Below are 23,842 nucleotides of genomic sequence, written 5' to 3'. Positions count from 1 at the left end.
CCGTGGGGACATATTGGAAATGGGCGCTGGCACTGGTCGCGCCGCTGCTATTGGCTGGCTGCCTGCTGATTCCCGGAAAATTCGAGTCACAATTGCGCTTGATGAACGACGGGACCTATAGCTTTACCTATAATGGCCAGATGCAACTGGCCGAAGACAATGACAAATCAATGCCAGGCCAGTCTAGCGAATCTGACGATGAGTCCGACAGCGGCGACAACAGTTCCAGCGACCCGAAAATGGCTGCGATGGGCGAAATATTCGGAGGAGCAATACCGGGCGATGACGAAGGCCTGAAAAAATTCGCCGCTCAGCTCGCCAAATATGACGGGTGGAACAAGGTTGAATATGTCGGAGATAATCTGTTCGAGGTCGAATATGCGATGAGCGGAAATTTCGACCAGATGTTCGCCTTTCCCACCATCCCGGGCGCAATAATGCAATTTCCGTTCGTCCAGATCATCCGTCGGAGCGGCGGAGAACTCGAAGTGCTGACTCCTGCGATGGCCGGACAGGCCTCACTCGTTGGCGCGATGACACCTCTGGTGACGGGCAGCGATTCGGAAAAATCGAAAATGCAGCCGATTGACGGGACATTCACCATCGTGACCGACGGCGAAGTGCTGGTGAACAACACTCAAGACGGTCTGACCGTCAGCGGTTCGACAAGAAACATGCGCTGGAAGGTGGATGGCACCACTAGCCCGGAGGGTAGCCCGCGCGCAATCATCAAGCTGAAGCAATAAAGACCAGCGCATAAAAAAGGGAGCCGTGGGGCTCCCTTTTTTTTCATAGTATTCCGGAAAGAATCAGTCTTCTTCGGCGATCCGGACTTTCAGGCCATCAAGCTCGTCAGACAGTTCGATCTGGCAGCTGAGCCGGGAGAATTCGTCGCGGTGATCGCTGCTTTCGAGCAGATCATCTTCATCTTCCGTCATGGCCGGCAATTTGGCTTTCCAGTCAGCGTCGATATGGACATGGCAAGTCGCGCAAGAGCAGCAGCCGCCGCATAGTGCCAGCAATTCATCAAAGCCATTATCGCGAATCGCCTCCATGACACTAATTCCGCTGTCGACGGAAACCGCTTTTTCTTCGCCATCGCGGCCAGTTACGTGAATCGTTGGCATAGTTACCCCTTAGTGACTGTTCATTGAAAATCCCGCACGCTATGTCTGGACCGTCAAAAAGAATCAAGGGCCGAAACAGGGACCGGATATCGATGGGCCTATCAAAAGAAGCGATCAAAGCCGGACTCGACCATGTCAGCACCATCGAACCGCGACTGGCAGCAGCTATCGCCCAGTCCGGTTATCCCGAGCCCCGGATCCGGCCAGAGGGCTATGAGACGTTGCTGCGCACCATCGTCGGCCAGCAAGTCAGCGTGGCATCGGCAGCGGCGGTCTGGAACAAGCTGGAAGCCCGGCTGGGCGACGGTTGCCCGGCTGAAGCGCTGATTGCCACGGAATTTGACGAACTACGCGCCTGCGGCCTGTCGCGCCAGAAACAGGGCTATGCGCGAAGCCTCGCCGAACTGATCCTCTCCGGCGGACTCGATCTCGACAATCTGCCGCAGGATGATGAAGAGGCGATCGCGCTTCTGACCAAGGTCAAGGGCATCGGCCGCTGGTCGGCAGAAATCTATCTGCTGTTTGCGCAGGGCCGCCCCGATATCTGGCCAGCAGGCGACCTGGCAATCCAGGTCGGCGTCGGCAATTTTCTGGAATTGCCCGAGCGACCATCAGAAAAAGATATCCGCGAGCGCGCCGAAACATGGTCCCCGCACCGCGGGGCCGTGGCGATATTCACTTGGCACCATTATCATGTAATGGTGATGTAGACTCTAGATATCGAGCGGGTGGTTCCACCAGGCGGTATCGGTAAAGGCGCGCATATCCAGTTCGAAGGTCCAGGCCGAGCGGTGCTGGTGTGCAACATGGAAATAGGTGTCGGCAATCGCGCTTGGCTCCATGATCTCGTCCTTGCCATTGGCTTTGGCTTCCCGCAATTTTGCGAAGCGTTCCGGTCCGAGAAGCTTGCCCAATGTGTCCGGCGCGTTGACCGCGCTATCGATCAATATATGCGCGATATGGATATTCTTCGACGCAAATTCCGCGTTCAGGGTCTGGCACAGCATCCGCCGTCCGCCCATGGCAGCGGCATGGCTGTGCTGTCCGGCATTGCCGCGCATCGCGGAAGTGGCGGACGTCACCAGCAGCGCCCCTCCCCCGCGTTCGACCATCTTCGGGAACAGTTTTTGCGCTACCCGGAACACACCCAGAGTGCCCATCCGCCAACCCAGTTCAAATGTCTTGGGCGGCGTGTCGGCCAGCGCCCGGTTGCCGATCTGCGCTCCGAGATTATAGACCAGAACCTTGATCGCTCCGATACCCGCTTCGACCTCGTCGATCAGCTGCTCGATCGCGCCCTCGTCCACCGCGTTGAGCAAATGGCCCGAAGCCTTGCCACCGGCAGCCTCGATTTCGGCGACCATATCGTCGAGCCCGTCCTGATCACTGCGGCGGCACAAGGCGACATGATAGCCGTCTTGCGCAAAACGTTTGCCGACATGGCCGCCAATGCCGGCGCCTGCTCCGATTATCATGCAAACGTCCGTCATAGTGAGCGCCTTTTATCTATTTCAGAAACGGATTGAGCTTCATGACTTCTTCCATGAAGGATCGTGGTTTTTTCCAGTTGGCCGTTTTCAAATTGGTCTTGAGGTCCAGTGTCTTGATCACTTCATTGATGAAATGCACGCAATTGCGCTTGTTCAGACTATAGCTCTTCTGCGGGATGGTCTGCCATTTTTGCACCACGGCCATCAGCTTGCGATATTTTCCATCGTCAACTTTAACGGTAAAATGCGGGTTGCTGCTGGCGATATAGCTGGCCGACGGCGCTTTTACATGGCCATCGACCGAACCGAACAATATCCCCGGAGACACGTTGATCGCGGTGAAGCCAAAGGCGGTGTCGACTTTCTTGCCGTCGGACAGTTCACCCTTGGCGACAAAAAATGCGTGCGGGAAGTTCTTGCCGAAATCGTGCGAGTAGAATGTGATATTCACTTCCGCCCGTGCCGTCACCGAAAAGGATGCGACGAAGAGCAACGCGACCAGACCGGCGATTCTCGATAGATATGCAAAACCTGATTTCACGTTCATTCCCTCAAATTGTCATTCAGCCAGCGTGCGGCCTGCGTTGGTGTTTTCTTGTCGCCTTCGCGATCGACCGTATAATTGGCTTCGCGCATATTTTCCACCGTGATTGCGCCGGTCAGGGAATTTAGCGCGGCAACAAATTTGTCGTCGCTGCCGCGTTTCGGGGCGAGCAACATGATCGCTTCATAGGATGGCACCGCACCTCTCGGGTCTTCGAGTATGACGAAGCCATTCGCCGCGATCCGGCCGTCGGAAGAGAAAGCGGAAATCACGTCGACTTCCCCACTGGCCAAAGCCGGATACATGAAGGTGGGGCTGAACGAACGGGCGGTCTTGAAGCGGATCGGGTAAATGTCCTGCACCATCTGCCATTCGGGCCGTTCAAGAAATTCGACATCGGTGCCGAAATTGAAATCGCTCGACACTCGCGCCAGATCATCGAGCGTCTCGAGCGACTTTTTCCGGGCGTCATCCGGTCTCACGGCAAAGGCGTAAGTATTCTCGAAACCCAGCGCGCCGAGCATTTTGACGCCGTGACTGGCGCTGGTCCATTTCGCGATCTCGTCGAGCATCGCTGCTTTCGGCTGGACATCGGTACGCTGCATCTGGTTGGTCCAGATCGTTCCCGAATAGTCGACATAGACATCGATATCGCCCTCGGCCAGCGCCTGATAAACCACAGCAGAACCAAGGCCGTCGCGATAACGGACTTCATATCCGGCTGCTTCCAGCCGCGATCCGATCAGCCGCGCGAGTATATATTGTTCCGAGAAATTCTTGGCCCCGACCACCACGACATTGTCGCGCGTGATCAGCAACGGCAGTGTCGCGATCAGCAGTCCTGCCGCGATAATCGCCATCCCGGCCCAAGCCAATATCCGGCGGCGTTCGCGAATCCCGCGCTCGATCAGACCGAGTAGCTGATCGACCGAAATTGCCAGCGCTGCCGAAAACAGACAACCCGCCAGCACCAGCGTCCAGTTCTGCGTCTGCAGTCCGGCAAAGATCAGATCGCCAAGACTGGGCTGGCCCACGGTCGTCGAAAGCGTCGCCGCGCCGATGGTCCAGACCGCTGCGGTGCGGATCCCGGCCATGATCGTCGGCGCAGCCAGCGGTGCTTCGACATAATATAATTTCTGGGCGCTGGTCATGCCGAGGCCGTCCGCTGCCTGTTTTACCGCAGGATCAACCCCGGCCAGTCCGGTCACCGCATTGCGCAGAATTGGCAACAGCGCATAGAGGGTCAGCGCCAGCAGTGCGGGCAGGAAACCGAAGGCAGATATCCCGCCGCCGATCAAGGCCGAGACGCCGAGCAAAAGGGGATAGAAAAGCGCGAGCAAGGCCAGCCCCGGAATCGTCTGGATCAGACTGGCGACGGTCAGCGCGACCGCAGCCACTCTCGGTGACCGCGCTGCCCAGATGGCCAGCGGCAGGCAAATGATCATCGCCAGAGCCAGCGCCGACACGCTGATCTGGACATGGGCGGCGAGCAGTTCCGGCACGCGGGCGAGCGCCTGTTGCCACGCCCCGGTCATGATCTCTTGCTCAATGCGATGATATGCGCGGCCTGCGCGCGGGGAATGGCGACAAGCGCTTCGGCCTCTTCACCCGCATTGCCGGATAGCAGCTCGGCCGGCGTGGCATCCGCCCTGATCTGCCCGTCCTTCATCACGAGGATACGGTCGGCGAGATAGAGTGCCTCGGCCATATCATGGGTGACGATGATCGTGGTCAGCCCCAGCTTGTCATGCAGCGCCTTATATTGATCGGTCAGATTGTCGCGGGTCACCGGATCGAGCGCGCCGAATGGCTCGTCCATCAGCATCAGGCCGGGACGCGTCGCCAGCGCGCGGGCCACGCCAACCCGTTGCTGCTGGCCACCGCTCAATTGATCGGGCATGCGGGAGGCCATGTCCTGCGGCAATTCGACCAGATCGAGCAGTTCGGCGACGCGGTCAGCACTGCCCTCTGTCTCGCCTGCAAGTTCCAGCCCGATTGCGATATTGCGGGCGATCGTCAAATGCGGGAACAGGCCGATATTCTGGAAGACATAGCCGATACGGCGGCGCAGGATATGAGGATCAATCGAGTCGACAGGTTCGTCACCGACGAAAATCTTTCCGCTGTCCGGTTCGACCAGCCGGTTGATCATTTTCAGCAGGGTCGATTTTCCCGAGCCGGACAGACCGACCAAAGCAACCAGACTGCCCGCCGCAATATCCAGCGATACTCCGTCAACAGCGCGAACCGTAGCGTAACGGCGGCTGACATCTTGCAGACGAATGGAAGGACCGGAGACAGGCATCGGAATATATAGTGGCGCGCTTTGCCGCGCATGTCCAACTTCACTTGACGTTCACGTCAAAAACCGCTGGAATGAACATCAATGTCAATAACGACGCGGGAGTGGATTCATGGGCTATCAAACGGGACAAAAGACGATTTTCATCACTGGCGGCGCGTCCGGTCTCGGCCGCGAAGTCGGTCGCTATTTTGCTGAAAAAGGCTGGTTCGTCGGGATTGCCGATGTCAACGCGGAAGGCATGGCCGAAACCGCGGCTCTTCTCCCCGAGGGGCACAGTTCGATCCACCGGCTGGACGTAACCGACCGCGCGCAATGGAAACATGCTGTTGGCGAATTCGGATCGATTACCGGCGGCAAGATGCACGTCCTGTTCAACAATGCCGGCATTGGTGAAGGCGGAGCGATCCAGGACATGGAAGACGCCGCCATCGACCGGATGATCGCGATCAACCTGACCGGCGTGATCAGCGGCACCCGCGCCTGTTTCGAAATGCTCAAGAGCACACAGGACAGCTGCATACTCTACACTGCATCGGCAGCAGGGATATACGGAGTCGCCGACCTCAGCGTCTATAGCGCGACCAAATTTGCCGTGCGCGGCCTCGCCGAATCACATGATATCGAGTTCCGCAAATTTGGCATCAAGTCACGTTCGCTGATGCCCGGCTTCATCGACACCAACATCATTTCCAATGTCGTCGAAGGCACCAACCAGAGCGGCAAGGAACGGCTCGAGGAAGCCGGCGTCATGGTCAGCCCGGTTGCGATCATCGGTCCGGCAGCCTGGGCCGCTGTTCACGGCGACAAGGTGCATACGCCGGTCAACAAAATGGCCAAGCAACTCGCCTTTGCCGCGCGCTGGATGCCTGGCCGCGTGCGTAAGCAGTCGGTCAGCCTGACCAGCGATCTTGGTGAAGTATTGGCCGGAGAAGAGAAATAAGGTCTAGGCGCAATGTTCGATTATTTGCGCCAGATCCAGATCGCGCTCTGACAGGCCGCCATTTTCGCCTGCATCATGGGTGGTCAGCACGATGTCCACGCGGTTGTAGACGTTGAACCATTCGGGATGATGATCCGCCTTTTCCGCGTGCAATGCGACGCGGGTCATAAACGCGAAGGCTTCGGTAAAGTCGGAGAATTTGAACGAGCGGCTGATCGCGTCGCGCTTCGCGTCATATTCCCAGTCCGGCAGTTTGGCGAGAGCCGCTTTGCGTTCGTCATCAGTCAGTTGCGCCACCATTTTTCTTGCTCCTTGCTTGGCTTTCGCGCCAATCCATGTCTTAAGTCTGTGCGATGAGCAAGGGACAGTCAACCGGAAGCAGCAATCGGCTATTGGCCGAGGGGCTAAGCTGCGTACGCGGCGAGCGGATATTGTTTCGCGGCCTGGCTTTTTCGCTGGAGCCGGGACAGGCAGGATTGCTGACCGGCCCCAATGGCGTCGGCAAGTCCAGCCTGTTGCGCTTGCTCGCTGGCCTGCTCAAGCCAGCGGCGGGATCCTATATTGCACCGGCGACCAAAGCCCTGTGCGACGACCGGCTGGCGCTGGACGAGCATCTTCCGTTCGAACAGGCATTGCGTTTCTGGGCGAAGCTGGACGGCAAGCAACCCGCCGATGTTACCGCGGCAATGGCGCGCGCGGGTCTAGGCCATCTCGCCGAAGTGCCGGTACGCTATTTTTCGACCGGACAAAGGCAGCGAGCACGGCTGGCGCGAACCTATCTGACGGGCGCTGGATTATGGCTGCTCGACGAACCGGCCAATGGTCTTGATACGGCTTCGGTCGAGCAACTGGGCGTGGCTCTGCAAAGCCATCTCGACGGGGGCGGGATCATTCTCGCCGCTAGCCATATCCCGCTGCCGATTGCCTTTGATTTCACTCTGAAGCTCGAGCCATTGGAAGAATTGGAGGCATGTTTGTGATGAACAGCATCGCCACGATCATCTGGCGCGATGTGCGGCAAAGCTACGCCAGCGGCGGGACCTGGCTGCCGGTAATATTTTACCTCTCTGCTGCGACCTTATTCCCCTTTGCCGTCGGACCGGACCGTGCGCTGCTGCTGCAGACTGGGGGCGGAATATTATGGATCGCAGCGCTATTGGCGACTTTGCTGCCGCTGGACCGGCTGATCCAGCCCGATCTGGAAAATGGCGTCTATGACCAGATGATCGTGCGCGGCCTGTCCGACGAGATGATCGCGGCGGCGCGGCTGGTTTCGCACTGGCTTGCCTTCGGTCCGCCGCTGCTGCTTGCAGCCTTTCTGGCCAGCGGCCTGATGGGGCTGGAAGGCGCTGCCCTCGGCACGTTGCTGGCTAGCCTCGCAATCGCGACACCGGCTCTCGCCGGTCTCGCGGTCATGATCGCGGCGCTGACTGCGGGGATGAAAGGCGCTGGCGCACTGGGCGGACTATTGCTGGTGCCGCTGGCGATCCCGTTGCTGATCTTCGGTGCCGGCAGCCTCTCTGCGCAAGGCAGCAGCGCTCTGATGTTTCTCGCTGCAATTTCCCTTCTGCTCGTCGCCATCACGCCTTTTGCAGCGGGCGCGGCGATGAGCGCGGTCAGGGAATGATTCTAGAGTAGCGGCGTCGCGTCAGCACCGTCGCATATTGGTGAACAGGACCGGTTTAACTGTCTGTACCGTTTGAATGCGAGAAGAAATCCCATTCGCGAACATAGCCCAGGAACTGATCGACATGCTGGCTGAGCTTGGCGGCCTGGTTTTCCAGATCGGTTGCCGATCCCAGAACCTGGGTTGCCGAGGCACCGGTCATCCGTGACGTTTCTTTGACCTGTGCTATATTGTTGGAAACTTCCTCGGTTCCCCGCGCGGTCGCGTCAATGCTGCGCGCCAGATCCTGTCCGGCCACTGCCTGTTGATCAACCGCAGTCGCTATCGAAACAGCGGTCGTTTCCAGCTTCTGGATTTGCGAACCGATGGAACGGAGCGCGTCCACGCTTGCGATGGTCGATTCCTGCATATTGCCAATCTGGCGAGCGACATCCTCAGTGGCCTTGCTTGTCTGTGAGGCAAGTTCCTTGACCTCGGAGGCGACAACCGCAAATCCGCGGCCGGCTTCCCCGCCACGAGCCGCTTCGATCGAAGCATTGAGCGCCAGCAAATTGGTGCGGTGAGCAATGCTCTGGATGAGTTCGACAATCTGGCCGACCTGTTCGGCGGAAACCGATAGAGCGGTCATCGTCGTATCGGCTTCACCGGCTGCATCCGCCGCCTTGCGTGCCAGCTCTGCCGAGCTGGAAGCCTGACGGCTTATCTCGCCGATCGACATGGCAAATTCATCACTGGCGGCTGCGGCAGCGGTTACGCCTTTGGAGGCATCTTCCATTGCCTTTGCAACATTGCCGGTCTGGGTAGAAGACTGTTCCGCTGAAGTCGCCATTGACGTGGCGGTCGACTGCAACTGGACCGAAGCGGATGCTACGCTGCTGACAACGTCGCTGATCGTGTTTTCAAACTTGTCAGCCATGATCCGGATTTTCCGGGTTTGCTCATCCCGCAAACGGTCGTGCTTCGCTTCATTTTCCTTTTCCCGTTCATGCGCCGCTTCACGCTCGCTGCGAACCTTCTGCAGCTGAACGGACGCACGACGGAACACCTCTATCGATCGCGCCATCTCTCCGATTTCATCTTGGCGTTCGACATAGGGGATTTCCATATCCATCTTGCCCTCGATTACGTCCCACAACATGGGCACGAGCGTTTTGATGCTACCGGAAATATCCCTGCTAACGCGAACAATTGCAAAGGCACCCCAGCCCACGGCCAAGACCATGATCAGGAGGAATATCATTTCTGCGCGGTCAGCAATTGCGGAGATAGTGGGCGCGTTGATGCCCTGCTTCACCAAGTCGGCCTGGATCGCGTTCAGCGAGAACCAGCCGACGCCGACCAATGCGAAACCTATAAGCGAGTTCACCCCGTGATAGATATTGAGCTTGGTCGCGACCGAACAATCAAGATATCTGGTCCAAAGGGAATTGGCGCGCTGGCTGGACAGCGACAACAACATATCTTTGGTTTCGTTATGGGCCGAACTAAGATCGGGCTTTTCCGTCGGAGCGGTCGCAGCTGCGGTCATCATATCTATCCTATCCGATTAGCTTTGTTTGATCGTTTTGCGCATTTTGCTTGTTGAGGTGATGGGTGATCTCATCCGGCGGCATTGCTTTGAAATAGAGCCAGCCCTGGATATAGTCACAACCAGCTATTCTCGCCAAATCCGCCTGTTGCTGGGTTTCAACCCCCTCAGCGGTGACCGCCATGTCGAGCGCGCGCGCGACGCTGATGCTGGAGATCATCATGGCGCGGGAACCTTCATCTTCTCCCGCGTCGACCACCAGAGAACGATCCAGTTTCAGTTTTTCAAAGCGGAACATCCGCAGAAAACCGATAGAAGCATAGCCTGTGCCAAAATCGTCCAGCGCGATACTGACGCCAAACCCCCTGATGACGTCGAGGGTACGTTCGGCCAGCACCGGATCCAGCACGAGACAGGTTTCGGTTATTTCCAGTTCGAGCCGCTCGGCCGGAAAGCCGGTTTCCTCCAGAATCTGTCCCAGCTGAATGGGAAATTCCACATCACGCAATTGCGCGGGAGAAATATTCACCGAGAGCGTGATATCGTCCCAGGCCAGCGCATCGTTGCAAGCCCGTCGCAAAACCTTCAACCCTATGGGATTGATCAAACCTGTTTCTTCGGCGATCGGGATGAAGACATCTGGGCCCATTGGCTCACCATCCGGTCGCGCCCAGCGCAACAAGGATTCCACCGCGACAATTTTGGACGTCCGGGCACAGACCAGAGGCTGGTAATGCACATAAAACTCATCATTGGATAAGGCGCGACGCATCTCGCCGTCAATTTTTTGAGCAACCTCGCGGTTGCGGTCGAATTCGGGTTGGTACCAGGTACATCGCATCTTGCCGTTGCGCTTGGACGTATACATAGCGACATCGGAACGACGGAGGAGTTCGGAGGAATGTTGCCGGTCAGCACCTTTGCTGCATGAAATGCCAATACTCGCCCCGATCACAATGCGGCGATCGTCCACAATGATCGGCTTCTTGAAGAGATCGATAAAGCTGCGGGAGATGCCTTCGACGATCGTACCGGCAAGTGGCCCTGTCATGGAAATCGCGAATTCATCGCCGCCCAGACGATAGCAACGTGCGTCATCCCCGCATAAATCCGCGAGCATGGTTGCGCAATTTTTGATCACCTGATCGCCGACATTATGGCCATATTGGTCATTAACCAGTTTGAATCCGTCGAGATCGATCAACGCAATGGCCAGTTCTGAATCGTGTGTGCCATTGCGTTGAACATCAATGTGTAACGCGCGCCGGTTCGGTAAAAGACTTAAACTGTCGGTCATCACAAGGCTCTCGAGGTGGCCGATATAGACAACACCCAGCCGCGCGAAAACCAGCGCTGCAATGACAAAGGCCAAGGCACCACCCAGGATCAACGGCGACGTCAACGGTATTGAAATCGCGTCGTTCATGACAAGCAACACAGCCAATGCACCGAAGATCAACGTAAGTACGATCAGCGGTGTAAAAACCAGGCTTTGGGTGCTCCCCCCCAATTGCTTCAGGTACTTCCTCACTCCAATATCCTCAATAAGGGATAGTTAGCAGTGCTTTACATCCTTATACCTAAGGATTGATTAATGTTTTTTTACCCGAGTTTACACGTTTTTCAATGACCTGCTAACGTGCGCAAACCTCATATTGAGCTGCCAAATCGGAGCGGGCCGGGCGGTAGAGTCCGATCCCTCCCTTGACCAACGCCAGCTCATCGGTGTGACCGATAATAGTTTCGCCGGCACCAAGCATGATCCAGCCATCAGGATGCAAAACCTCCATCAGCCGCGCAAAAGCGCGCTGACGAGTTTCTGAATCAAAATACAGCAGCACGTTCCGGCACAGGATCAGATCGAACGATCCGATTGCAGGCATCGGATCAAGCAGATTATGAACCCTGAACCGCATCAGCGCCCGCAAATCTTCATTCGCCTCCCAACCCATCGGCGTTTCGTTGAAATGGGCCAGCATCTGCGAAACCGGCAGACCGCGTTGAATCTCGAATTGCGAATAGGTACCGGCCCGAGCGGTGGCGATGGCTCCGTGGGAGATATCTGTGCCGGTGATGTCGATTTTCCAGCCTGCCCAGCGCGCCTTCTGTTCGAGCAGCATCATTCCCAGCGACAGCACCTCCTGCCCGGTCGAACAGCCAACAGATAATATCGACAGGGTTTTCTCTTCCTGGCGCTGCTTCGCGATTTCCGGCAGCACATGTTTGGCCAGCTGGTCAAACATTGCGCGATCGCGAAAGAAATAGGTTTCGTTATTAAGCAGTGCTTCCACGACTTGCTGGGACAAGGTTGCATAGGCCGGCTGGTCAAGCAAGCAAACAAGCTGATCAACATTGGATATGCCGATTTGCCGGAAAATACCGGAAAGCGCGGTACCAATTCGCCAGCTGCGGTCTTCCGTGAGCTGTTGGCCAGTTCGCGCTGAAAGCAAATCGGCAATGATTTTTTGAGATCCCGCGTTCATGCCCATTTACCTGTCACCCTACTAGATACAACCCTGATCGCGAGCTCTTCCGGGGACAATATGGCCGAAGCCAGCCCTGCCTCGGCAATGGCGCGCGGCATGCCCCAAACGGGCGATGTCTCGCGATTTTGCACCAGAATCGTGCCACCCGCATCGACAACGCAGCGTGCGCCGAGCACCCCGTCACGCCCCATGCCCGACAATATGATGCCGAGAACGGCGCCTTCAAAACATTCCGCCAGCGATTCCAGCATCGGATCAACCGAAGGGCAGCAGCCATTGGGAACCTTATGGCGGGCGATACGCACGACAGGTTCCCCGTCCTTCATTTCAACCGTCAGATGCCCGTCACCGGGTGCAATCAGGATTTCGCCAGAGGTTAACGCCATACCGTTTTTTGCAATCCTCGCCTTGCGCGAAGAGGCTATTTCCAGCTGACGGGCAAATACCGGCATGAAACTGTCGGGCAGATGTTGGGAGATCAATATTGGCTGATCAACATATTTGGACAGGCCACCCAGCATCTGGCACATCGAATGGATACCGCCGGTAGATGCGCCAATGGCAATTACTCGTGCCGGCTTCGGCCTCCCGTCGGATTTCCTGTGCGTCGTGTCGCTACGGACGGAACAGGTCCTGTTGGTTTCGATCGGCGGACTACCGATCGCACGAATGCGTGCGGCAAGTTCACTGCGATAATCGGACGTAAATTCGCTCGGTCGCGGCTTGAGAATAGTATCGGCCGCACCCATCGACAGAGCGGCCACGGTGGTTTCCGCTCCTGCTGTTGTAAGCGAAGAAATCACGATCACCCGTGCTCCGCGAGCGCGCGCCAGAATCTCCGGCAATGCAGCGAGACCGCCCATGCCCGGCATTTCCAGATCAAGCAGGATGACATCAACCTCGACTTGCGACAGTTTTTCAATCGCATCCTCGGCGCAATTTGCCATCGCCGAAAAGACAAGATCGGTGGTTTGCTCGATCGTCTTTCGCAACACCGTGCGAGCGATCAGCGAATCATCCACAATCATGACGCGGATCATTCCGGCCCGATTGCGATCACCCTGCCCTTGGCCCGCTTGATTTATATCGGCCCCTGTCATGTTTCCGGCCTTAGTCGAACCCGACAATCTGAAGTTTTATCTGCAGCGTCTCGTGATCAAAGGGTTTCATGACATATTCATCGGCGCCGGCGTTCATCGCCTCGCGGATGTGGCTGACGTCGCTTTCGGTCGTACAAAAAACAATCTTGGGAATATCCCCATTTGGCCGGGCACGCAGTTCCTCGATAAATTCGATACCCGTCATCACCGGCATGTTCCAATCCAGCAGGATAAGATCATAGACATGCTGATCGCATTTTTCGAGACCGACAAGACCGTTTTCGGCGTCGCTCACCTCGAAGCCGAGCGACTCCAGAATATGTCGCGAAACTTTCCGAATTACGCTGGCATCGTCGACGATCAAGCAGGTTTTAGTCATTTCTAATCTCTCATTTGTCGAATCAGGATATCCGCTAAGCCTGACCAAAGCCTTAATGCATTGTTTAGTGTAAATTATTGATGACTGTATCGACCTTGATCAGCATCGCCGGACCGACCTGCGTTTCGATCAGGCCATCGGAAATTTTCGACCATATCTCGCCGGCTCCGCCAGGCACCGGCACGGGATCGGTCAGGGCATCCACAACGTCCTCGACCATATCAACAAGCAAGGCATAATCATGCCCTTCAAAATTGAGAACGGCTGCGTGTTTGGTTCCGTTGCTGTCATAATCGATAACCCCGAACATTTTGGCACAGTCGATTACGGTCAACGCCCGACTGCGTAGCGAACTGATCCCGATAATGTGGGGCGGCACACCAGGGACCGGCGTTATCTTGTCCAGTTTGATCACCGAGTCTATTTCAAGCGCGGGCAAGGCGATGCGTTGCCCCGCAAGCTGGACCAGCAGAACCGGCATATTCATGACGCTTTCCTTCGCGTTTCCATCAAGGAGGCCAGAAGGGTGCCGCGATCATAGCGATAGATGACACCGCCCTTATGATCCGCTGCGTCCGGATCATTGGTAAGGGTGATGACTTGTCCGGCATGCCGGGGCGCGGCCGGTTCGTTGCTCATGGTTATGGCGATGTCGACAGCTTCGGTACTGTTTGCCCCCACTATTGTATAGCCGGCTGCCTCGATCATCGGACGGAGGATCGAATGCACCCAGTGATCCTCTTCGTTGATTTGGCAGGTTTTTGTTATTTTCTTGCGACTATAGCCATCATGCTTCGCGAACAGCCAATGGCAATCCAGCACCTCTAACGCTTCCCCCTCGAATAATGTGACGCCTTCGATCTCGCCTTTTTTCTCTTCCGGCACCACCGCATTGGCAATGTGGATCGTGTCGACGACATTCTGTACAGCGTAGGCGATCTGGTTTGCGCCATCGCTCAATATGAGCAGGTTTATCTCGCCTTCGCCGGGCGCCCCATAACCGGTTCCGGCCAGTGGATAAATTTCTTCGTCAATGACAACCTGGGCACCGTCGTCCGTAATCCGGACCGCGGCGCTGTCGACGGTTTCAATCCGGCTGACCGGATCCATCCGGACGATACGACGTTGCCCGTCCAGCCCCCGGATGAGCAGGGCTGAAACAGCTTCTGCCTCGACGACATTCTGCCGTTCCGCCAAGGCCGATTTCCGGCTGGCCTTATTGACATCGCTGACCAGGCCTTCCCGATCGGCAATGGCGCCGACATAGAGCATCAACACCAGACTGCCGTCATCCAGCAAAGAACTGCCTGTATAGAGCCTGGTTGCCGTGATCGCTGGCGGCAGCGGCTTTATAACCAGTTCCTGATGATCGATCACCTCGTCCACAGCTAGTCCGAACAGATCACCACCTGCGAGCCTGATCATCAGCAGAACGGACTTTTGCGGATCATCGCAGGCTTCAATATCCAGAATTCTGGCCAGCGAGCAGCAACGCAGACGCTGGCCGAGGAACGTTACCAGCAGGGTATCGCCAGCCTGATCAAATTCCAGCGCCTGCGATTTGACGCTGACAATTTCTTCCACATAAGAACGAGGAATGCCGAAACTCTGATTGCCGACTTTTACGGTCAGGGCCGGAATGATGCTGAGCGTCGCGGGCAATAAAATGACCAGTCGGGTGCCCTCACCGGCCGTACTGGTGACGCGAATACTCCCACCCAGGCTTTCGATATTGGCGCGTACGACGTCCATTCCGACGCCCCGCCCCGAGATCGCCGTCACATTTTCTGCTGTCGACACTCCGGGATGGAAGATGAGCGCAATGCGATCCGCTTCCGACATTTTGGCGCATTCTGCCGCCGTCGTTATGCCGGCAGCAACCGCGCGATCAGACAGTTTTTCCATATCCACGCCCGATCCGTCATCGGTGATCGATATGAAGATGCTGTTTCCTGTCTGGCGCGCCGTAACATGGATCAGGCCAGACTCCCCCTTGCCCGCAGCACGCCGCTCGGCGGGCGTTTCGAGCCCGTGATCGATTGCGTTGCGCAAAATATGCATCAACGGATCGCGCAACAATTCGATCAGTTCGCGGTCCAGTTCGACCTGCCCGCCCTCGATATCGATTGTCACCTGTTTGCCCAGTTCCGCCGAAAGATCGCGGACGAGGCGGGGCAAGGTTGCGAAGAGATGTTCCAGACGCTGCATGCGCATGCGCGAGATATCCTGGCGCGCATCATCGACTATCGCAGAGAGCCGTTCGAAAGTAGCGCTGACCAACGGATCGACATCGGTTTCGCGAATGGCGCGAGCCAGTTCATTGCGGACGAGAACGATGTCCGATATTCCCGACATCACCCGGTCAAGCAGCGGTACTGGCAGACGGATAGATCGTGCCGGCCGGACCATATTTTTCTTGGGGTCGTCGGTGTGCGGTGCTGAAGCAACGGCATCCGGACCGCTGCTGCTGTCCACGTCATATTCCAGGGCCCGGACCAATTCTTCATCGCCACCGGCGGGAAATTCTTCACCGGCGTCGATTGCATCAACCATAGCGACAATACGGTCGATGGTTGCCAGAACGCCAGTGATCAGACGATTATCGGGAGCGCGCTTGCCGGCACGAACCTGTGCCAGGGCACCCTCGGCGGCATGACCCAGCTTCTCGATACGCGGCAGATCAAAAAAGCCGCTGCTGCCTTTGACAGTATGGACGAAACGGAAAATCGTATCCAGACGGGCGCGGTCGGTAGGGTCAGCCTCCCACGTCACCAGTTCGCCTTGCATGGCTTCCAGCATTTCTCGCGTTTCCGCTATGAATTCTGCCAGCAGATCGTCCATATTCCTCCACCCCAAAGATATAGGCTCTATCATTGGCACGGTGATGGTTGATGAACCGTTAAGATTAGCAAGGCGCAGCGGGCGGCGACTGCCGTCCGGGAACCCGATCAGCGATGATCCTGGGCCACAGCCAGAATCGTCCATGACCGGCTCATCAACCGGTCAAGCTTGAACAGCCGGATGAGCTGTCTTTAAAAGGGCTTATCGATATTCCGGATTGGGATGATCAAAGCGCTCGCCATTATCCCAGGCACGGCGGCTGTTGCCATAATCCGGCAACCCGCCTGCATCTTTGAGCATTTGCGCGCTGTGCATCAAATTCCACGCGAGGAAAGTCGCGTTGCGAGCGGTAAATTCGCTGTCAAAACCGACGCGCGAGCCGTCGTCCTTTTTATCGCCATAAGAAGGCCCGGGACCGATTTCGCCGATCCAGCCGGCATCGGGCTGCGGCGGGATCATATAGCCGATATGGGCCAGCGAATAAAGCATGCCCATGGCGCAATGTTTCACGCCATCCTCGTTACCGGTGATGACGGCGCCCGCTGTCTTGCCATAGAAAATATACTGGCCCTTGTCATTCATCTCGCCGCTGTGTGCGTAGAGCCGCTCGATAATCTTGCGACATTCCGAAGAGACCTCACCGAGCCAGATGGGCGTGCCCAGTACCAATATATCCGCGTCCAGCACTGCCTTGCCAATCGCCGGCCAGGCATCGCTATCAAATCCATGCTCGGTCATGTCCGGATAGACACCGGGCGCGATGTCATGATCGACGCTGCGGAAGGATTGCACCGATACACCGGCACCGCGCATGATGTCGCGAACGACATCCATCAGAGTGTCGGTATGGCTTTCCTTGGGGGATGGCGTCAATGTGGTGTTGATGAATACGGCGCTCAGGCCGGTATAATCTGGCTTTGTTTCTTCATTCGTCATCGGCTTCTCCTGTCTCGATTAAGGGGAGGGCTATGGGGGCGAAGCAGAAGAGTGCGTCTGATCGCCAAGGGGATCACAATCCCGGGGCTCCTATAGCTTACGCAGGAACCCCTTATTCGTTCCGCAGGACAAGTGGTTCGGCAGACCTTCAGGATGGCGCGGCAAGCTGATCGGCAAGTTCGCCAAGGTCGCGCACGACGATATCCGGTGCAGAGAGTCCCTCGGCTGGAAGGATGGCATTGTTCGGCCGGGTGACAAATGCACCTTTGCAGCCTGCGGCCTGCGCGCCGATTATATCCCATAAATGGCAAGCGACCATGCGCATATCCGTGGTTTCAACACCCAGTTCCCGCGCCACATATTGATAGGTCTCCGGTGCCGGTTTGAACTTCTGCACGGCCTCGATACTGAAATGACGGTCAAAGAAATGGTCAATCCCGGCCTTTTCGAGCGGCGTCGGCGAAGACCCGCTTGCGGAGTTGGTCAAGGTGACCAACCGGAAGCCGGCATCGCGCAGGCGCGTAAGAGCGGGGACGACATCCGGATGGGCGGGCATGTTACCGAGACGTTCTTTCAGCTCGGCAATGTCAGCGTCCGATACCGCGATATCATGGTTGCTACCGACCATGACCAATGTTCCTGCCGCCAGTTCACCGAAGGGCGCATAGAGACCCGACAGGGTCATGGTCTGCGAATAGAGGATCAGTTCTGCAAACCATATGCGTAGCATGGCAGCATCACCGAACCGCCGGTCAAACAGCGGCTCGAGCGCGGTGATGTCGAGCAACGTTTCATTGACGTCGAAGACGATTATGGGCGCAGCGTCGGATTTTTCCATGTCATGCTCCATTATTCTGTCGGCAAATCGGGGCGACGGACCTGCCGCCGCCCCGACCTTGCGACCCGGTCAGGCGGCTGCGGGCGTGCCGCCTTTCTCCCAGGCAAATTTTTCGAAGGCTTTGTCAACCGGCGTATGCGCCAGATGATTGGTGTAGTTCGACATGATCTTTTGCGAATAGCCGAGAACCACTTCGAGAATATTCCGTTTGGTGAAACCCGCGTCGAGGAAAGCCTGCACCTTGTCGTCAGCGACATTGCCGCGATCACGGATCACGCTCAGCGTGAAATCGCGCAAAGCTTGCAGCTTGGCATTGGGCAACGGTGTTTCGTTGCGCAGAGCATCGGTAATGGCGTCACTGACGCCCATGGACTTGGCAATGCCGGTATGGGCAGGAACGCAATAATGGCAGGCATTTTCAACATTGACGGTCTGCCAGACGACGGTGATTTCATCCTTGTCGAAGCTGGAATTGGCGAACAGTTCATGGACAATCTTATAGGCTTCCAGAAGGCCCGGCGCTTCGGCCATCACCGCATGCAGGCCGGGGACCATACCGAAACCCTTTTTGGATTGGGACAGCAATATCCGGCTCTCTTCGGGTGCGTTGGTTTCGTCATAAAGTGTGAATTCGGTCATGTTTTTTCCTTTGGTGCAATTCGGTTGCAGTCGTTTTCTGCAGGTAACGCCCCGTCATGGCGGCAGCGCTTGGGGGAGAGTCGGGGGACGCGCTGCCGCCTGAGGGAAAGACTATACCCTTGGGGGATGACGGCGGCACGGGAGGGAGGGATGGGTGCCGCCGCCAAAGGGTGGACCTGAATTTTCTTCAAGTCTTTAGTCTGTTCGTTCTGCTGGACGACAACGATCTGTTCCCGTCGAGAAGTGATATGGACGCTCCGGATTGATTGTTGAAATTGAATAATAGAATAACTATTATTCACAGTATGAATTTACGTTCTCTGGATCTGAACCTGCTGGTTGTGTTCGACGCGCTGATGCGCAAGCGCAACGTAACCCATGCGGCAAAGGACATTGGCCTGTCGCAACCGGCCTTCTCCAACGCCCTCAGCCGTTTGCGCGAGCGGCTCGGTGACGAGCTGTTCGTTCGCAGCCCGAGCGGGATGCGGCCAACGGCATGGGCGCTGGAATTGAGCGGCCCGATAAAGGCAGCGCTCAGCGGCATAGAAGATGCGCTTGATAGTGCGTCCTTCAACCCTGAAACTTCGCAGCGTTCGTTCACCATCGCGACGGAGGATTACGGGCTGATGACCTTGATCCCGCCACTGCTCGAGCGGATCACGAAAATCGCACCGGGTCTGTCGATACGCACGATTACCGCGAGCATAAATTCGGGCGAATATCTCGATACCCAGGCCGCTGACGTTGCGTTGATCAGCTGGCCTGATCCGCCAGAACGTTTTGTCTCGGAACCTTTGTTCGACGGGGACTGGGTCTGCGTGATGCGGCCCGACCACCCGCTGGCGGGCACCCCACTGGACCTGGACGCCTATACGAGCGCGCAGCATCTGCTGGTCAGCACACGTAGTGAGCCCAGCGGCTGGGTCGACGATGTTCTGGCGCAGAGCGGGCGAGCCCGTCAGGTGGTTCTGACCATGGCGACCTTTGCACCGACGCCGCTGGCGCTCGAAGCAACCGACCTGATCATGGCCTGCCCGAGACCGATGGGCGAGGTCTTTGCAAAACGAATGGGACTGGCGATAACCGCCTGCCCGGTAACCGCCCCGCCAGCCTATCGCAGCATCGACATGGTATGGCACGCGCGCCTGGGCAGTCATCCGGCCCAGACATGGCTGCGCAGACAGTTGCGAGAGGTAGCGGAGCTGATCGAGGGGTAGGTGGGGTCGCTATGTTATTGGTGGCGGGAGCAAATAGATTTCCCGCATCATGGGTAGCCCTTGTGCCCCTGAACAGAGGTTCAATCTGCGCATCCAACTATATTGATTTCGAACAATTTCGGCCAATTTTTTCCAGTGACGAATAGCCGGTCTTTTGCACTGTCATAGGCAATCCCGTTCAGCACATCCTCATTCCCCTGTGCGGTAAATTCTTTTTGAAGGCCTGTGAGATCGATAACGGCTTTCACTTTGCCATTGGCGGGATCGATGCGAACGATGAAATTGGTTTGCCACACATTGGCAAATATCTCGCCATTGACCCATTCCAGTTCGTTTAGATTGGCAATCGGTCTGCCGTTTAGGGTTACAGAGATCATCCCAATTTCCTGCATATTTTCAGGGTTGAGAAACCGCAATGCCGGAGTGCCGTCACTTAAAATGAGCCGCGCTCCATCATTGGTCAAACCCCAGCCTTCGCCAGAATATTCAAAAGTACCCGTTTGCTGCAAGGTCCCGATATCCCACTGGAACCCCTGACCGCTGCGCCAGGTGACACTGATCAGTCTATTTTTCCAATCTGTCAGACCTTCTCCAAAGACGGTGGGTGGCAATGCTACTTTGTTCAGGATCTCGCCGTCTTCCAACCTGACTTTCCGGATTGTCGATTTGCCCCTCAAGCCGGTACTTTCGAAAAGGTGGCCATCTCGGTACAGAAGCCCTTGGGTGAAGGCTTGTTGATCATGGGGATAGGAGTGCACGACTTCATATCCGCAAACCGGCAAATCACTGGCATGGGCTGGTGCCACAAACAGCAATATCGCGAGAATGAATGAGAAGCATTTTATCATCCTGATAGAATGCCACCACCGCGTCATCGTGTCGAGCGACCAGTTTCGTACCCGGCAGGAAACAGCGGTAGGCTAGCAAGAACTTTGTCATATTACCCGGCGAGCAATAGGCGCCGGCCAGAGATAGCATCGGCAGATCGTCTCTGGTCACCGGGCCTCCCGTAGGGCGCGAGCTAACCCTCCAAGGTCCGGGCTTAAAATGTCCACAGGACCGCTGTTTCACAAGACGTTGAGAATTTAAGAATAAAGTGGTGCCCGAGGGCGGATTCGAACCACCGACACAGCGATTTTCAGTCGCTTGCTCTACCAACTGAGCTACTCGGGCATCTGGGCCTGCGCGATGCGCTGGCCACGTTAGGAAGCGACGCTATAGGCGGGCCTATTGCTGCTTGTCCAGCCTAAAAATGGCGGTTTTGTTGCGCCTGTTCAGTCCTCTCCATTTCGGCCGGAATCCCCGGTGAAATGTTCGGCCAGTTCGTCCGGCGAAACCGCTCGTCCGGGGATTTTATAACCGTCACCCAGCCATTGCAGCAGATCGCGATCCTTGCAGCCCGCGCTGCAGAAAGGGGAGAATTCTGCCGTCGCAACACGCTTGCACACCGGACATTTCGGCGCTTTTGATCCGGCCATCTGCTATCCCTGCCCCAATAGGCCGGGAAACAGGCCGGTCAGCAGGATGGCAGATATCACCAGCGGGCAAAGCCAGCGAACCAGGAACAGCCAGATGCGATGCAGATTGCCATCGAGGCCATTTTCGCTGTCGATCAACCGCCGGTCGGCGATCCAGCCGACAAAGATAGCGACCAGAAGCGCGGATGTTGGCAGCAGAATCTTTGCGGTCAGCTCGTCAATGATGCCGAATACCGGCTGACCGGAGAAGATCATGAAGTCAAACGGCTGGAAATCGGCCTGGCTGTTGAACGAGAAGCTTGCCCAGGCACCGATCAGGAAGGCAAGCCCGCCCAATATGATCGTCACCAGCCAGCGCGGCTGTTTGAAACGCCCTATCGCCCAGCTGACAGAGGCCTCGAGCAGCGCAACTGAACTGGTCAGCGCTGCAAAAAACACCATGATGAAGAACAGCAAGCCAATCAGCGAGCCCGCCGGCATGGTCTGGAACGCGACCGGCAGATTGACGAACAACAGTCCGAGCCCGCCCTGCACCTGTTCCTGGCCATCCAATATTGCAGTCAGACTGGCCGGAGCCAGCGCCGCGAACGTGATCGGGAATATTGCCAGACCGGCGATAATCGCAACCGACGTATCGGCGCTGGCGATTTGGACCGATGTTTTCGCGAGATTGATGTCCCGCGCCGCATAGGCTCCATAAGTGATCATCAGTGCCGACCCCAGAGACAGCGAGAACAGGGCCTGACCGAGCGCCGACAGCTGGACCGACGGATCGAGCAAGCGCGCCGGCTCGAAATCAAACAGAAACTCCAGAGCCGCACCGAATGATCCGGTAAAGGCACCATATATGGTGATCGCAATCAGCAAGATGAAGAAAATCGGCATCAGCCAGACAGCGACTTTCTCGATGCCGCTACTGACGCCGCGACCGACAAAGAATATCGTCAGAGCCATGAAAATGGCGTGCATCGCCAGCATTTCGCTGCTGTTCGCTTGCAGGGCCGGCAATAGAGCCTGAACCTGGTCGACCGACGAATCCTGCAATGCGCCTTGCGCCAGACCGCCCGACGCGAAAGCATGGGCGACATCTCCGGCAAAAATGCCGATGAAATGCACGATCCAGCCCGCCAGGACGCTGTAATATGTGAGGATCAGGAAAGCACCGACCATCCCGATACCGGCAGCGACGGACCACCAGCTTGAGGCGCGGGATTCGATTGCCACCTTCTTCATGCTTTCGATAGCCGACCCCTGACCGTGGCGGCCAATGAGTGTTTCGGAAAGCAGGATCGGCAGACCGATCAGCAAAACGCAGAAAATATAGAATATGACAAAGGCACCGCCGCCATTTGCGCCCGCTTCAGCGGGGAATCGAACCAGATTGCCAAGCCCGACGGCCGAACCGATCGCGGCCAAGACAAATGCGGTTCGCGAGGACCAGCCCTCTCCTCTCGGTGCTGTTGCGCCTGCCATATATCATTCTCCCCGTAATCTCGAGCCGGTCTCGGCCTTGTTACTTTTGTTACTAGCTGCGCATCAGCATCGGGCCAAGCGGTTTTCCGGCAAAAATATGGACGTGCAGATGGGCCACTTCCTGATGGCCGTTTTTGCCGATATTGGCGAGCAGGCGATAGCCGGGTTCGACCATTCCCGCTTCACGGGCGACATGGCCGACGGCGCGCACAAATCCGGCAATTTCAGCCTCGCTCGCCGCCGCCGAGAAATCATCCCAGCTGACATAGCGGCCCTTCGGGATCACCAATATATGTTCCGGCGCCTGCGGATTGATATCGTGAAAGGCGAGTACCCATTCGTCTTCATAGACGGTTTTGTTAGGAATCTCCCCGCGCAGGATTTTCGCAAATATGTTGTCGTCGTCATAAGCCAGGGTCGGGTCGATCGCCATCAATTTGCTCCTCTTGCGGCTTTTTCTTCGAGGCCGGACAGACCTTCGCGGCGGGCCAGTTCGGCGGTCACGTCATCGAGAGACAGGTCCATGTCGGCGAGCAGCACCATCAGGTGAAACAATAGGTCGGCCGCCTCTCCGGTCATCCCCGCCTTGTCATCAAGCACGGCGGCAATTACCGCTTCGGTCGCCTCTTCGCCAAGCTTTTCAGCCATTTTGGCGCGGCCTTTGGCTCGCAGGCTGGCGACATAGCTTGTTTCCGGCTCCGCTTCGCGGCGTTCCAAAATCGTGCGTTCGAGAGATTTGAGAATATCGTTCATCACTGGCGGTTTGCGCGACGGATCGCCTGTTCGTCAAGTCCTAGCAGCACAAGTTTGATCATCCTGCAACAGAGGACACAAAAAAGGGACCGCCGGATGCCCCCCTGACGGTCCCATCCGGGCCATACCGCAATTGGAGAG

At 56.9% G+C, this 23,842-nt stretch carries 27 protein-coding genes and 1 tRNA gene; 6 read left to right on the top strand and 22 right to left on the bottom strand.

Annotated features, from left to right (window positions below; translation table 11 throughout):
• Positions 1–2 precede the first annotated feature (2 nt).
• A complete protein-coding gene (locus tag AAC060_RS04840) occupies positions 3–746 on the top strand; it encodes a hypothetical protein (protein WP_339823482.1) in 744 nt (247 codons plus the stop codon).
• Positions 747–809: 63 nt separating this feature from the next.
• On the opposite strand, the gene AAC060_RS04835 is transcribed toward AAC060_RS04840, so the two are convergent.
• A complete protein-coding gene (locus AAC060_RS04835; protein ID WP_339823479.1) occupies positions 810–1,127 on the bottom strand; it encodes a 2Fe-2S iron-sulfur cluster-binding protein in 318 nt (105 codons plus the stop codon).
• Positions 1,128–1,219: 92 nt separating this feature from the next.
• Here AAC060_RS04835 and AAC060_RS04830 point away from each other — a divergent pair, with 92 nt between their 5' ends.
• A complete protein-coding gene (locus tag AAC060_RS04830; RefSeq protein ID WP_339823477.1) occupies positions 1,220–1,837 on the top strand; it encodes a DNA-3-methyladenine glycosylase 2 family protein in 618 nt (205 codons plus the stop codon).
• Positions 1,838–1,840: 3 nt separating this feature from the next.
• Here the strand turns inward: AAC060_RS04830 and AAC060_RS04825 are convergent, their stop codons facing one another.
• The 4 genes from AAC060_RS04825 to AAC060_RS04810 are packed head-to-tail and all read right to left on the bottom strand — an operon-like array spanning position 1,841 to position 5,466.
• Positions 1,841–2,617, bottom strand: a complete 777-nt coding sequence (locus AAC060_RS04825; RefSeq protein ID WP_339823476.1) for an SDR family NAD(P)-dependent oxidoreductase — start codon at positions 2,615–2,617, stop codon at positions 1,841–1,843.
• Positions 2,618–2,633: 16 nt separating this feature from the next.
• The gene (locus tag AAC060_RS04820) at positions 2,634–3,158 is read right to left on the bottom strand and encodes a hypothetical protein (protein WP_339823474.1); all 525 of its coding nucleotides are present in this window, start codon (positions 3,156–3,158) and stop codon (positions 2,634–2,636) included.
• A 2-nt stretch (positions 3,159–3,160) separates the two neighbouring features.
• On the bottom strand, positions 3,161–4,696 hold the full coding sequence (locus AAC060_RS04815) for an ABC transporter permease/substrate-binding protein (RefSeq protein ID WP_339823472.1): 1,536 nt from the start codon (positions 4,694–4,696) through the stop codon (positions 3,161–3,163).
• On the bottom strand, positions 4,693–5,466 hold the full coding sequence (locus AAC060_RS04810; protein WP_339823469.1) for an ABC transporter ATP-binding protein: 774 nt from the start codon (positions 5,464–5,466) through the stop codon (positions 4,693–4,695). Before AAC060_RS04810 ends, AAC060_RS04815 begins: the two co-directional genes overlap by 4 nt.
• Before the next feature lie 109 nt (positions 5,467–5,575).
• Between AAC060_RS04810 and AAC060_RS04805 the strand changes: the two genes are divergently transcribed.
• Positions 5,576–6,406 carry an SDR family oxidoreductase gene (locus AAC060_RS04805; RefSeq protein ID WP_339823466.1) on the top strand — a complete coding sequence of 277 codons (831 nt, stop codon included), beginning with the start codon at positions 5,576–5,578 and terminating at the stop codon, positions 6,404–6,406.
• 3 nt (positions 6,407–6,409) lie between these two features.
• On the opposite strand, the gene AAC060_RS04800 is transcribed toward AAC060_RS04805, so the two are convergent.
• Positions 6,410–6,739, bottom strand: a complete 330-nt coding sequence (locus AAC060_RS04800; protein ID WP_339823799.1) for a 4a-hydroxytetrahydrobiopterin dehydratase — start codon at positions 6,737–6,739, stop codon at positions 6,410–6,412.
• Between the two features lie 20 nt (positions 6,740–6,759).
• Here AAC060_RS04800 and ccmA point away from each other — a divergent pair, with 20 nt between their 5' ends.
• Positions 6,760–7,386 carry a heme ABC exporter ATP-binding protein CcmA gene (ccmA, locus tag AAC060_RS04795; RefSeq protein ID WP_339823465.1) on the top strand — a complete coding sequence of 209 codons (627 nt, stop codon included), beginning with the start codon at positions 6,760–6,762 and terminating at the stop codon, positions 7,384–7,386.
• Positions 7,386–8,033, top strand: coding sequence for a heme exporter protein CcmB (locus tag AAC060_RS04790; protein WP_339823462.1), 648 nt, complete (start codon positions 7,386–7,388; stop codon positions 8,031–8,033). Before ccmA ends, AAC060_RS04790 begins: the two co-directional genes overlap by 1 nt.
• Before the next feature lie 55 nt (positions 8,034–8,088).
• On the opposite strand, the gene AAC060_RS04785 is transcribed toward AAC060_RS04790, so the two are convergent.
• The 10 genes from AAC060_RS04785 to AAC060_RS04740 form a co-directional block, all read right to left on the bottom strand.
• Positions 8,089–9,564, bottom strand: coding sequence for a methyl-accepting chemotaxis protein (locus AAC060_RS04785; protein ID WP_339823460.1), 1,476 nt, complete (start codon positions 9,562–9,564; stop codon positions 8,089–8,091).
• A 7-nt stretch (positions 9,565–9,571) separates the two neighbouring features.
• Positions 9,572–11,092, bottom strand: a complete 1,521-nt coding sequence (locus AAC060_RS04780) for a bifunctional diguanylate cyclase/phosphodiesterase (RefSeq protein ID WP_339823458.1) — start codon at positions 11,090–11,092, stop codon at positions 9,572–9,574.
• 103 nt (positions 11,093–11,195) lie between these two features.
• On the bottom strand, positions 11,196–12,044 hold the full coding sequence (locus AAC060_RS04775) for a CheR family methyltransferase (protein WP_339823455.1): 849 nt from the start codon (positions 12,042–12,044) through the stop codon (positions 11,196–11,198).
• Positions 12,041–13,147, bottom strand: coding sequence for a chemotaxis-specific protein-glutamate methyltransferase CheB (gene cheB, locus AAC060_RS04770; protein ID WP_339823453.1), 1,107 nt, complete (start codon positions 13,145–13,147; stop codon positions 12,041–12,043). The genes AAC060_RS04775 and cheB overlap by 4 nt, the downstream gene beginning before the upstream one ends.
• A 10-nt stretch (positions 13,148–13,157) precedes the next feature.
• Complete coding sequence (locus tag AAC060_RS04765) at positions 13,158–13,526, bottom strand: response regulator (RefSeq protein ID WP_339823451.1); 369 nt, start codon at positions 13,524–13,526, stop codon at positions 13,158–13,160.
• Between the two features lie 64 nt (positions 13,527–13,590).
• Positions 13,591–14,013 carry a chemotaxis protein CheW gene (locus AAC060_RS04760; protein WP_339823449.1) on the bottom strand — a complete coding sequence of 141 codons (423 nt, stop codon included), beginning with the start codon at positions 14,011–14,013 and terminating at the stop codon, positions 13,591–13,593.
• On the bottom strand, positions 14,010–16,367 hold the full coding sequence (locus AAC060_RS04755; RefSeq protein WP_339823446.1) for a chemotaxis protein CheA: 2,358 nt from the start codon (positions 16,365–16,367) through the stop codon (positions 14,010–14,012). Before AAC060_RS04755 ends, AAC060_RS04760 begins: the two co-directional genes overlap by 4 nt.
• A gap of 201 nt (positions 16,368–16,568) precedes the next feature.
• Positions 16,569–17,303 carry an NAD(P)H-dependent oxidoreductase gene (locus AAC060_RS04750; protein ID WP_339823443.1) on the bottom strand — a complete coding sequence of 245 codons (735 nt, stop codon included), beginning with the start codon at positions 17,301–17,303 and terminating at the stop codon, positions 16,569–16,571.
• A gap of 148 nt (positions 17,304–17,451) precedes the next feature.
• Positions 17,452–18,141: a haloacid dehalogenase type II gene (locus AAC060_RS04745; protein ID WP_339823440.1), complete on the bottom strand. Its 690-nt coding sequence runs from the start codon at positions 18,139–18,141 to the stop codon at positions 17,452–17,454.
• 69 nt (positions 18,142–18,210) lie between these two features.
• Positions 18,211–18,780 carry a carboxymuconolactone decarboxylase family protein gene (locus AAC060_RS04740; protein ID WP_339823438.1) on the bottom strand — a complete coding sequence of 190 codons (570 nt, stop codon included), beginning with the start codon at positions 18,778–18,780 and terminating at the stop codon, positions 18,211–18,213.
• A 305-nt stretch (positions 18,781–19,085) separates the two neighbouring features.
• Between AAC060_RS04740 and AAC060_RS04735 the strand changes: the two genes are divergently transcribed.
• Entirely contained in the window at positions 19,086–19,997 is a 912-nt protein-coding gene (locus AAC060_RS04735) for a LysR family transcriptional regulator (protein ID WP_339823435.1), read from the top strand.
• Positions 19,998–20,077: 80 nt separating this feature from the next.
• Here the strand turns inward: AAC060_RS04735 and AAC060_RS04730 are convergent, their stop codons facing one another.
• The 6 genes from AAC060_RS04730 to AAC060_RS04705 all read right to left on the bottom strand — a co-directional run bounded on the left by AAC060_RS04730 (position 20,078) and on the right by AAC060_RS04705 (position 23,701).
• A complete protein-coding gene (locus AAC060_RS04730) occupies positions 20,078–20,845 on the bottom strand; it encodes a glutaminyl-peptide cyclotransferase (protein WP_339823433.1) in 768 nt (255 codons plus the stop codon).
• 249 nt (positions 20,846–21,094) lie between these two features.
• A tRNA-Phe gene (locus AAC060_RS04725) sits at positions 21,095–21,170 on the bottom strand.
• 101 nt (positions 21,171–21,271) lie between these two features.
• On the bottom strand, positions 21,272–21,475 hold the full coding sequence (gene yacG, locus AAC060_RS04720; RefSeq protein WP_339823431.1) for a DNA gyrase inhibitor YacG: 204 nt from the start codon (positions 21,473–21,475) through the stop codon (positions 21,272–21,274).
• A gap of 3 nt (positions 21,476–21,478) precedes the next feature.
• The gene (locus tag AAC060_RS04715; protein WP_339823429.1) at positions 21,479–22,948 is read right to left on the bottom strand and encodes a sodium-dependent transporter; all 1,470 of its coding nucleotides are present in this window, start codon (positions 22,946–22,948) and stop codon (positions 21,479–21,481) included.
• 52 nt (positions 22,949–23,000) lie between these two features.
• On the bottom strand, positions 23,001–23,381 hold the full coding sequence (locus AAC060_RS04710) for an HIT domain-containing protein (protein WP_339823426.1): 381 nt from the start codon (positions 23,379–23,381) through the stop codon (positions 23,001–23,003).
• Positions 23,381–23,701 (bottom strand): phosphoribosyl-ATP diphosphatase, encoded by a 321-nt coding sequence (locus AAC060_RS04705; RefSeq protein ID WP_339823423.1) that lies wholly within the window; start codon positions 23,699–23,701, stop codon positions 23,381–23,383. The genes AAC060_RS04710 and AAC060_RS04705 overlap by 1 nt, the downstream gene beginning before the upstream one ends.
• Positions 23,702–23,842: the final 141 nt, after the last annotated feature.

It is taken from the genome of uncultured Parasphingorhabdus sp., assembly GCF_963975555.1.
Classification (GTDB): domain Bacteria; phylum Pseudomonadota; class Alphaproteobacteria; order Sphingomonadales; family Sphingomonadaceae; genus Parasphingorhabdus.
Note: the sequence above shows the minus strand (reverse complement) of the source record. Positions and strands in the feature narration are given on the sequence as shown.

Excerpts from the sequence above, each read along its gene's own strand:
- AAC060_RS04760 (WP_339823449.1), bottom strand. The coding sequence starts at position 14,013 with ATGAATATGCCGGTTCTGCTGGTCCAGCTTGCGGGGCAACGCATCGCC.
- ccmA (WP_339823465.1), top strand. The coding sequence starts at position 6,760 with ATGAGCAAGGGACAGTCAACCGGAAGCAGCAATCGGCTATTGGCCGAG.
- AAC060_RS04790 (WP_339823462.1), top strand. The coding sequence starts at position 7,386 with ATGAACAGCATCGCCACGATCATCTGGCGCGATGTGCGGCAAAGCTAC.
- AAC060_RS04750 (WP_339823443.1), bottom strand. The coding sequence starts at position 17,303 with ATGACGAATGAAGAAACAAAGCCAGATTATACCGGCCTGAGCGCCGTA.
- AAC060_RS04825 (WP_339823476.1), bottom strand. The coding sequence starts at position 2,617 with ATGACGGACGTTTGCATGATAATCGGAGCAGGCGCCGGCATTGGCGGC.
- AAC060_RS04815 (WP_339823472.1), bottom strand. The coding sequence starts at position 4,696 with ATGACCGGGGCGTGGCAACAGGCGCTCGCCCGCGTGCCGGAACTGCTC.
- AAC060_RS04785 (WP_339823460.1), bottom strand. The coding sequence starts at position 9,564 with ATGATGACCGCAGCTGCGACCGCTCCGACGGAAAAGCCCGATCTTAGT.
- AAC060_RS04745 (WP_339823440.1), bottom strand. The coding sequence starts at position 18,141 with ATGGAAAAATCCGACGCTGCGCCCATAATCGTCTTCGACGTCAATGAA.
- AAC060_RS04805 (WP_339823466.1), top strand. The coding sequence starts at position 5,576 with ATGGGCTATCAAACGGGACAAAAGACGATTTTCATCACTGGCGGCGCG.
- AAC060_RS04755 (WP_339823446.1), bottom strand. The coding sequence starts at position 16,367 with ATGGACGATCTGCTGGCAGAATTCATAGCGGAAACGCGAGAAATGCTG.
- AAC060_RS04735 (WP_339823435.1), top strand. The coding sequence starts at position 19,086 with ATGAATTTACGTTCTCTGGATCTGAACCTGCTGGTTGTGTTCGACGCG.
- AAC060_RS04705 (WP_339823423.1), bottom strand. The coding sequence starts at position 23,701 with ATGAACGATATTCTCAAATCTCTCGAACGCACGATTTTGGAACGCCGC.
- AAC060_RS04710 (WP_339823426.1), bottom strand. The coding sequence starts at position 23,381 with ATGGCGATCGACCCGACCCTGGCTTATGACGACGACAACATATTTGCG.
- AAC060_RS04730 (WP_339823433.1), bottom strand. The coding sequence starts at position 20,845 with ATGATAAAATGCTTCTCATTCATTCTCGCGATATTGCTGTTTGTGGCA.
- AAC060_RS04835 (WP_339823479.1), bottom strand. The coding sequence starts at position 1,127 with ATGCCAACGATTCACGTAACTGGCCGCGATGGCGAAGAAAAAGCGGTT.
- yacG (WP_339823431.1), bottom strand. The coding sequence starts at position 21,475 with ATGGCCGGATCAAAAGCGCCGAAATGTCCGGTGTGCAAGCGTGTTGCG.
- AAC060_RS04775 (WP_339823455.1), bottom strand. The coding sequence starts at position 12,044 with ATGAACGCGGGATCTCAAAAAATCATTGCCGATTTGCTTTCAGCGCGA.
- AAC060_RS04715 (WP_339823429.1), bottom strand. The coding sequence starts at position 22,948 with ATGGCAGGCGCAACAGCACCGAGAGGAGAGGGCTGGTCCTCGCGAACC.
- AAC060_RS04765 (WP_339823451.1), bottom strand. The coding sequence starts at position 13,526 with ATGACTAAAACCTGCTTGATCGTCGACGATGCCAGCGTAATTCGGAAA.
- AAC060_RS04810 (WP_339823469.1), bottom strand. The coding sequence starts at position 5,466 with ATGCCTGTCTCCGGTCCTTCCATTCGTCTGCAAGATGTCAGCCGCCGT.
- cheB (WP_339823453.1), bottom strand. The coding sequence starts at position 13,147 with ATGACAGGGGCCGATATAAATCAAGCGGGCCAAGGGCAGGGTGATCGC.
- AAC060_RS04830 (WP_339823477.1), top strand. The coding sequence starts at position 1,220 with ATGGGCCTATCAAAAGAAGCGATCAAAGCCGGACTCGACCATGTCAGC.
- AAC060_RS04740 (WP_339823438.1), bottom strand. The coding sequence starts at position 18,780 with ATGACCGAATTCACACTTTATGACGAAACCAACGCACCCGAAGAGAGC.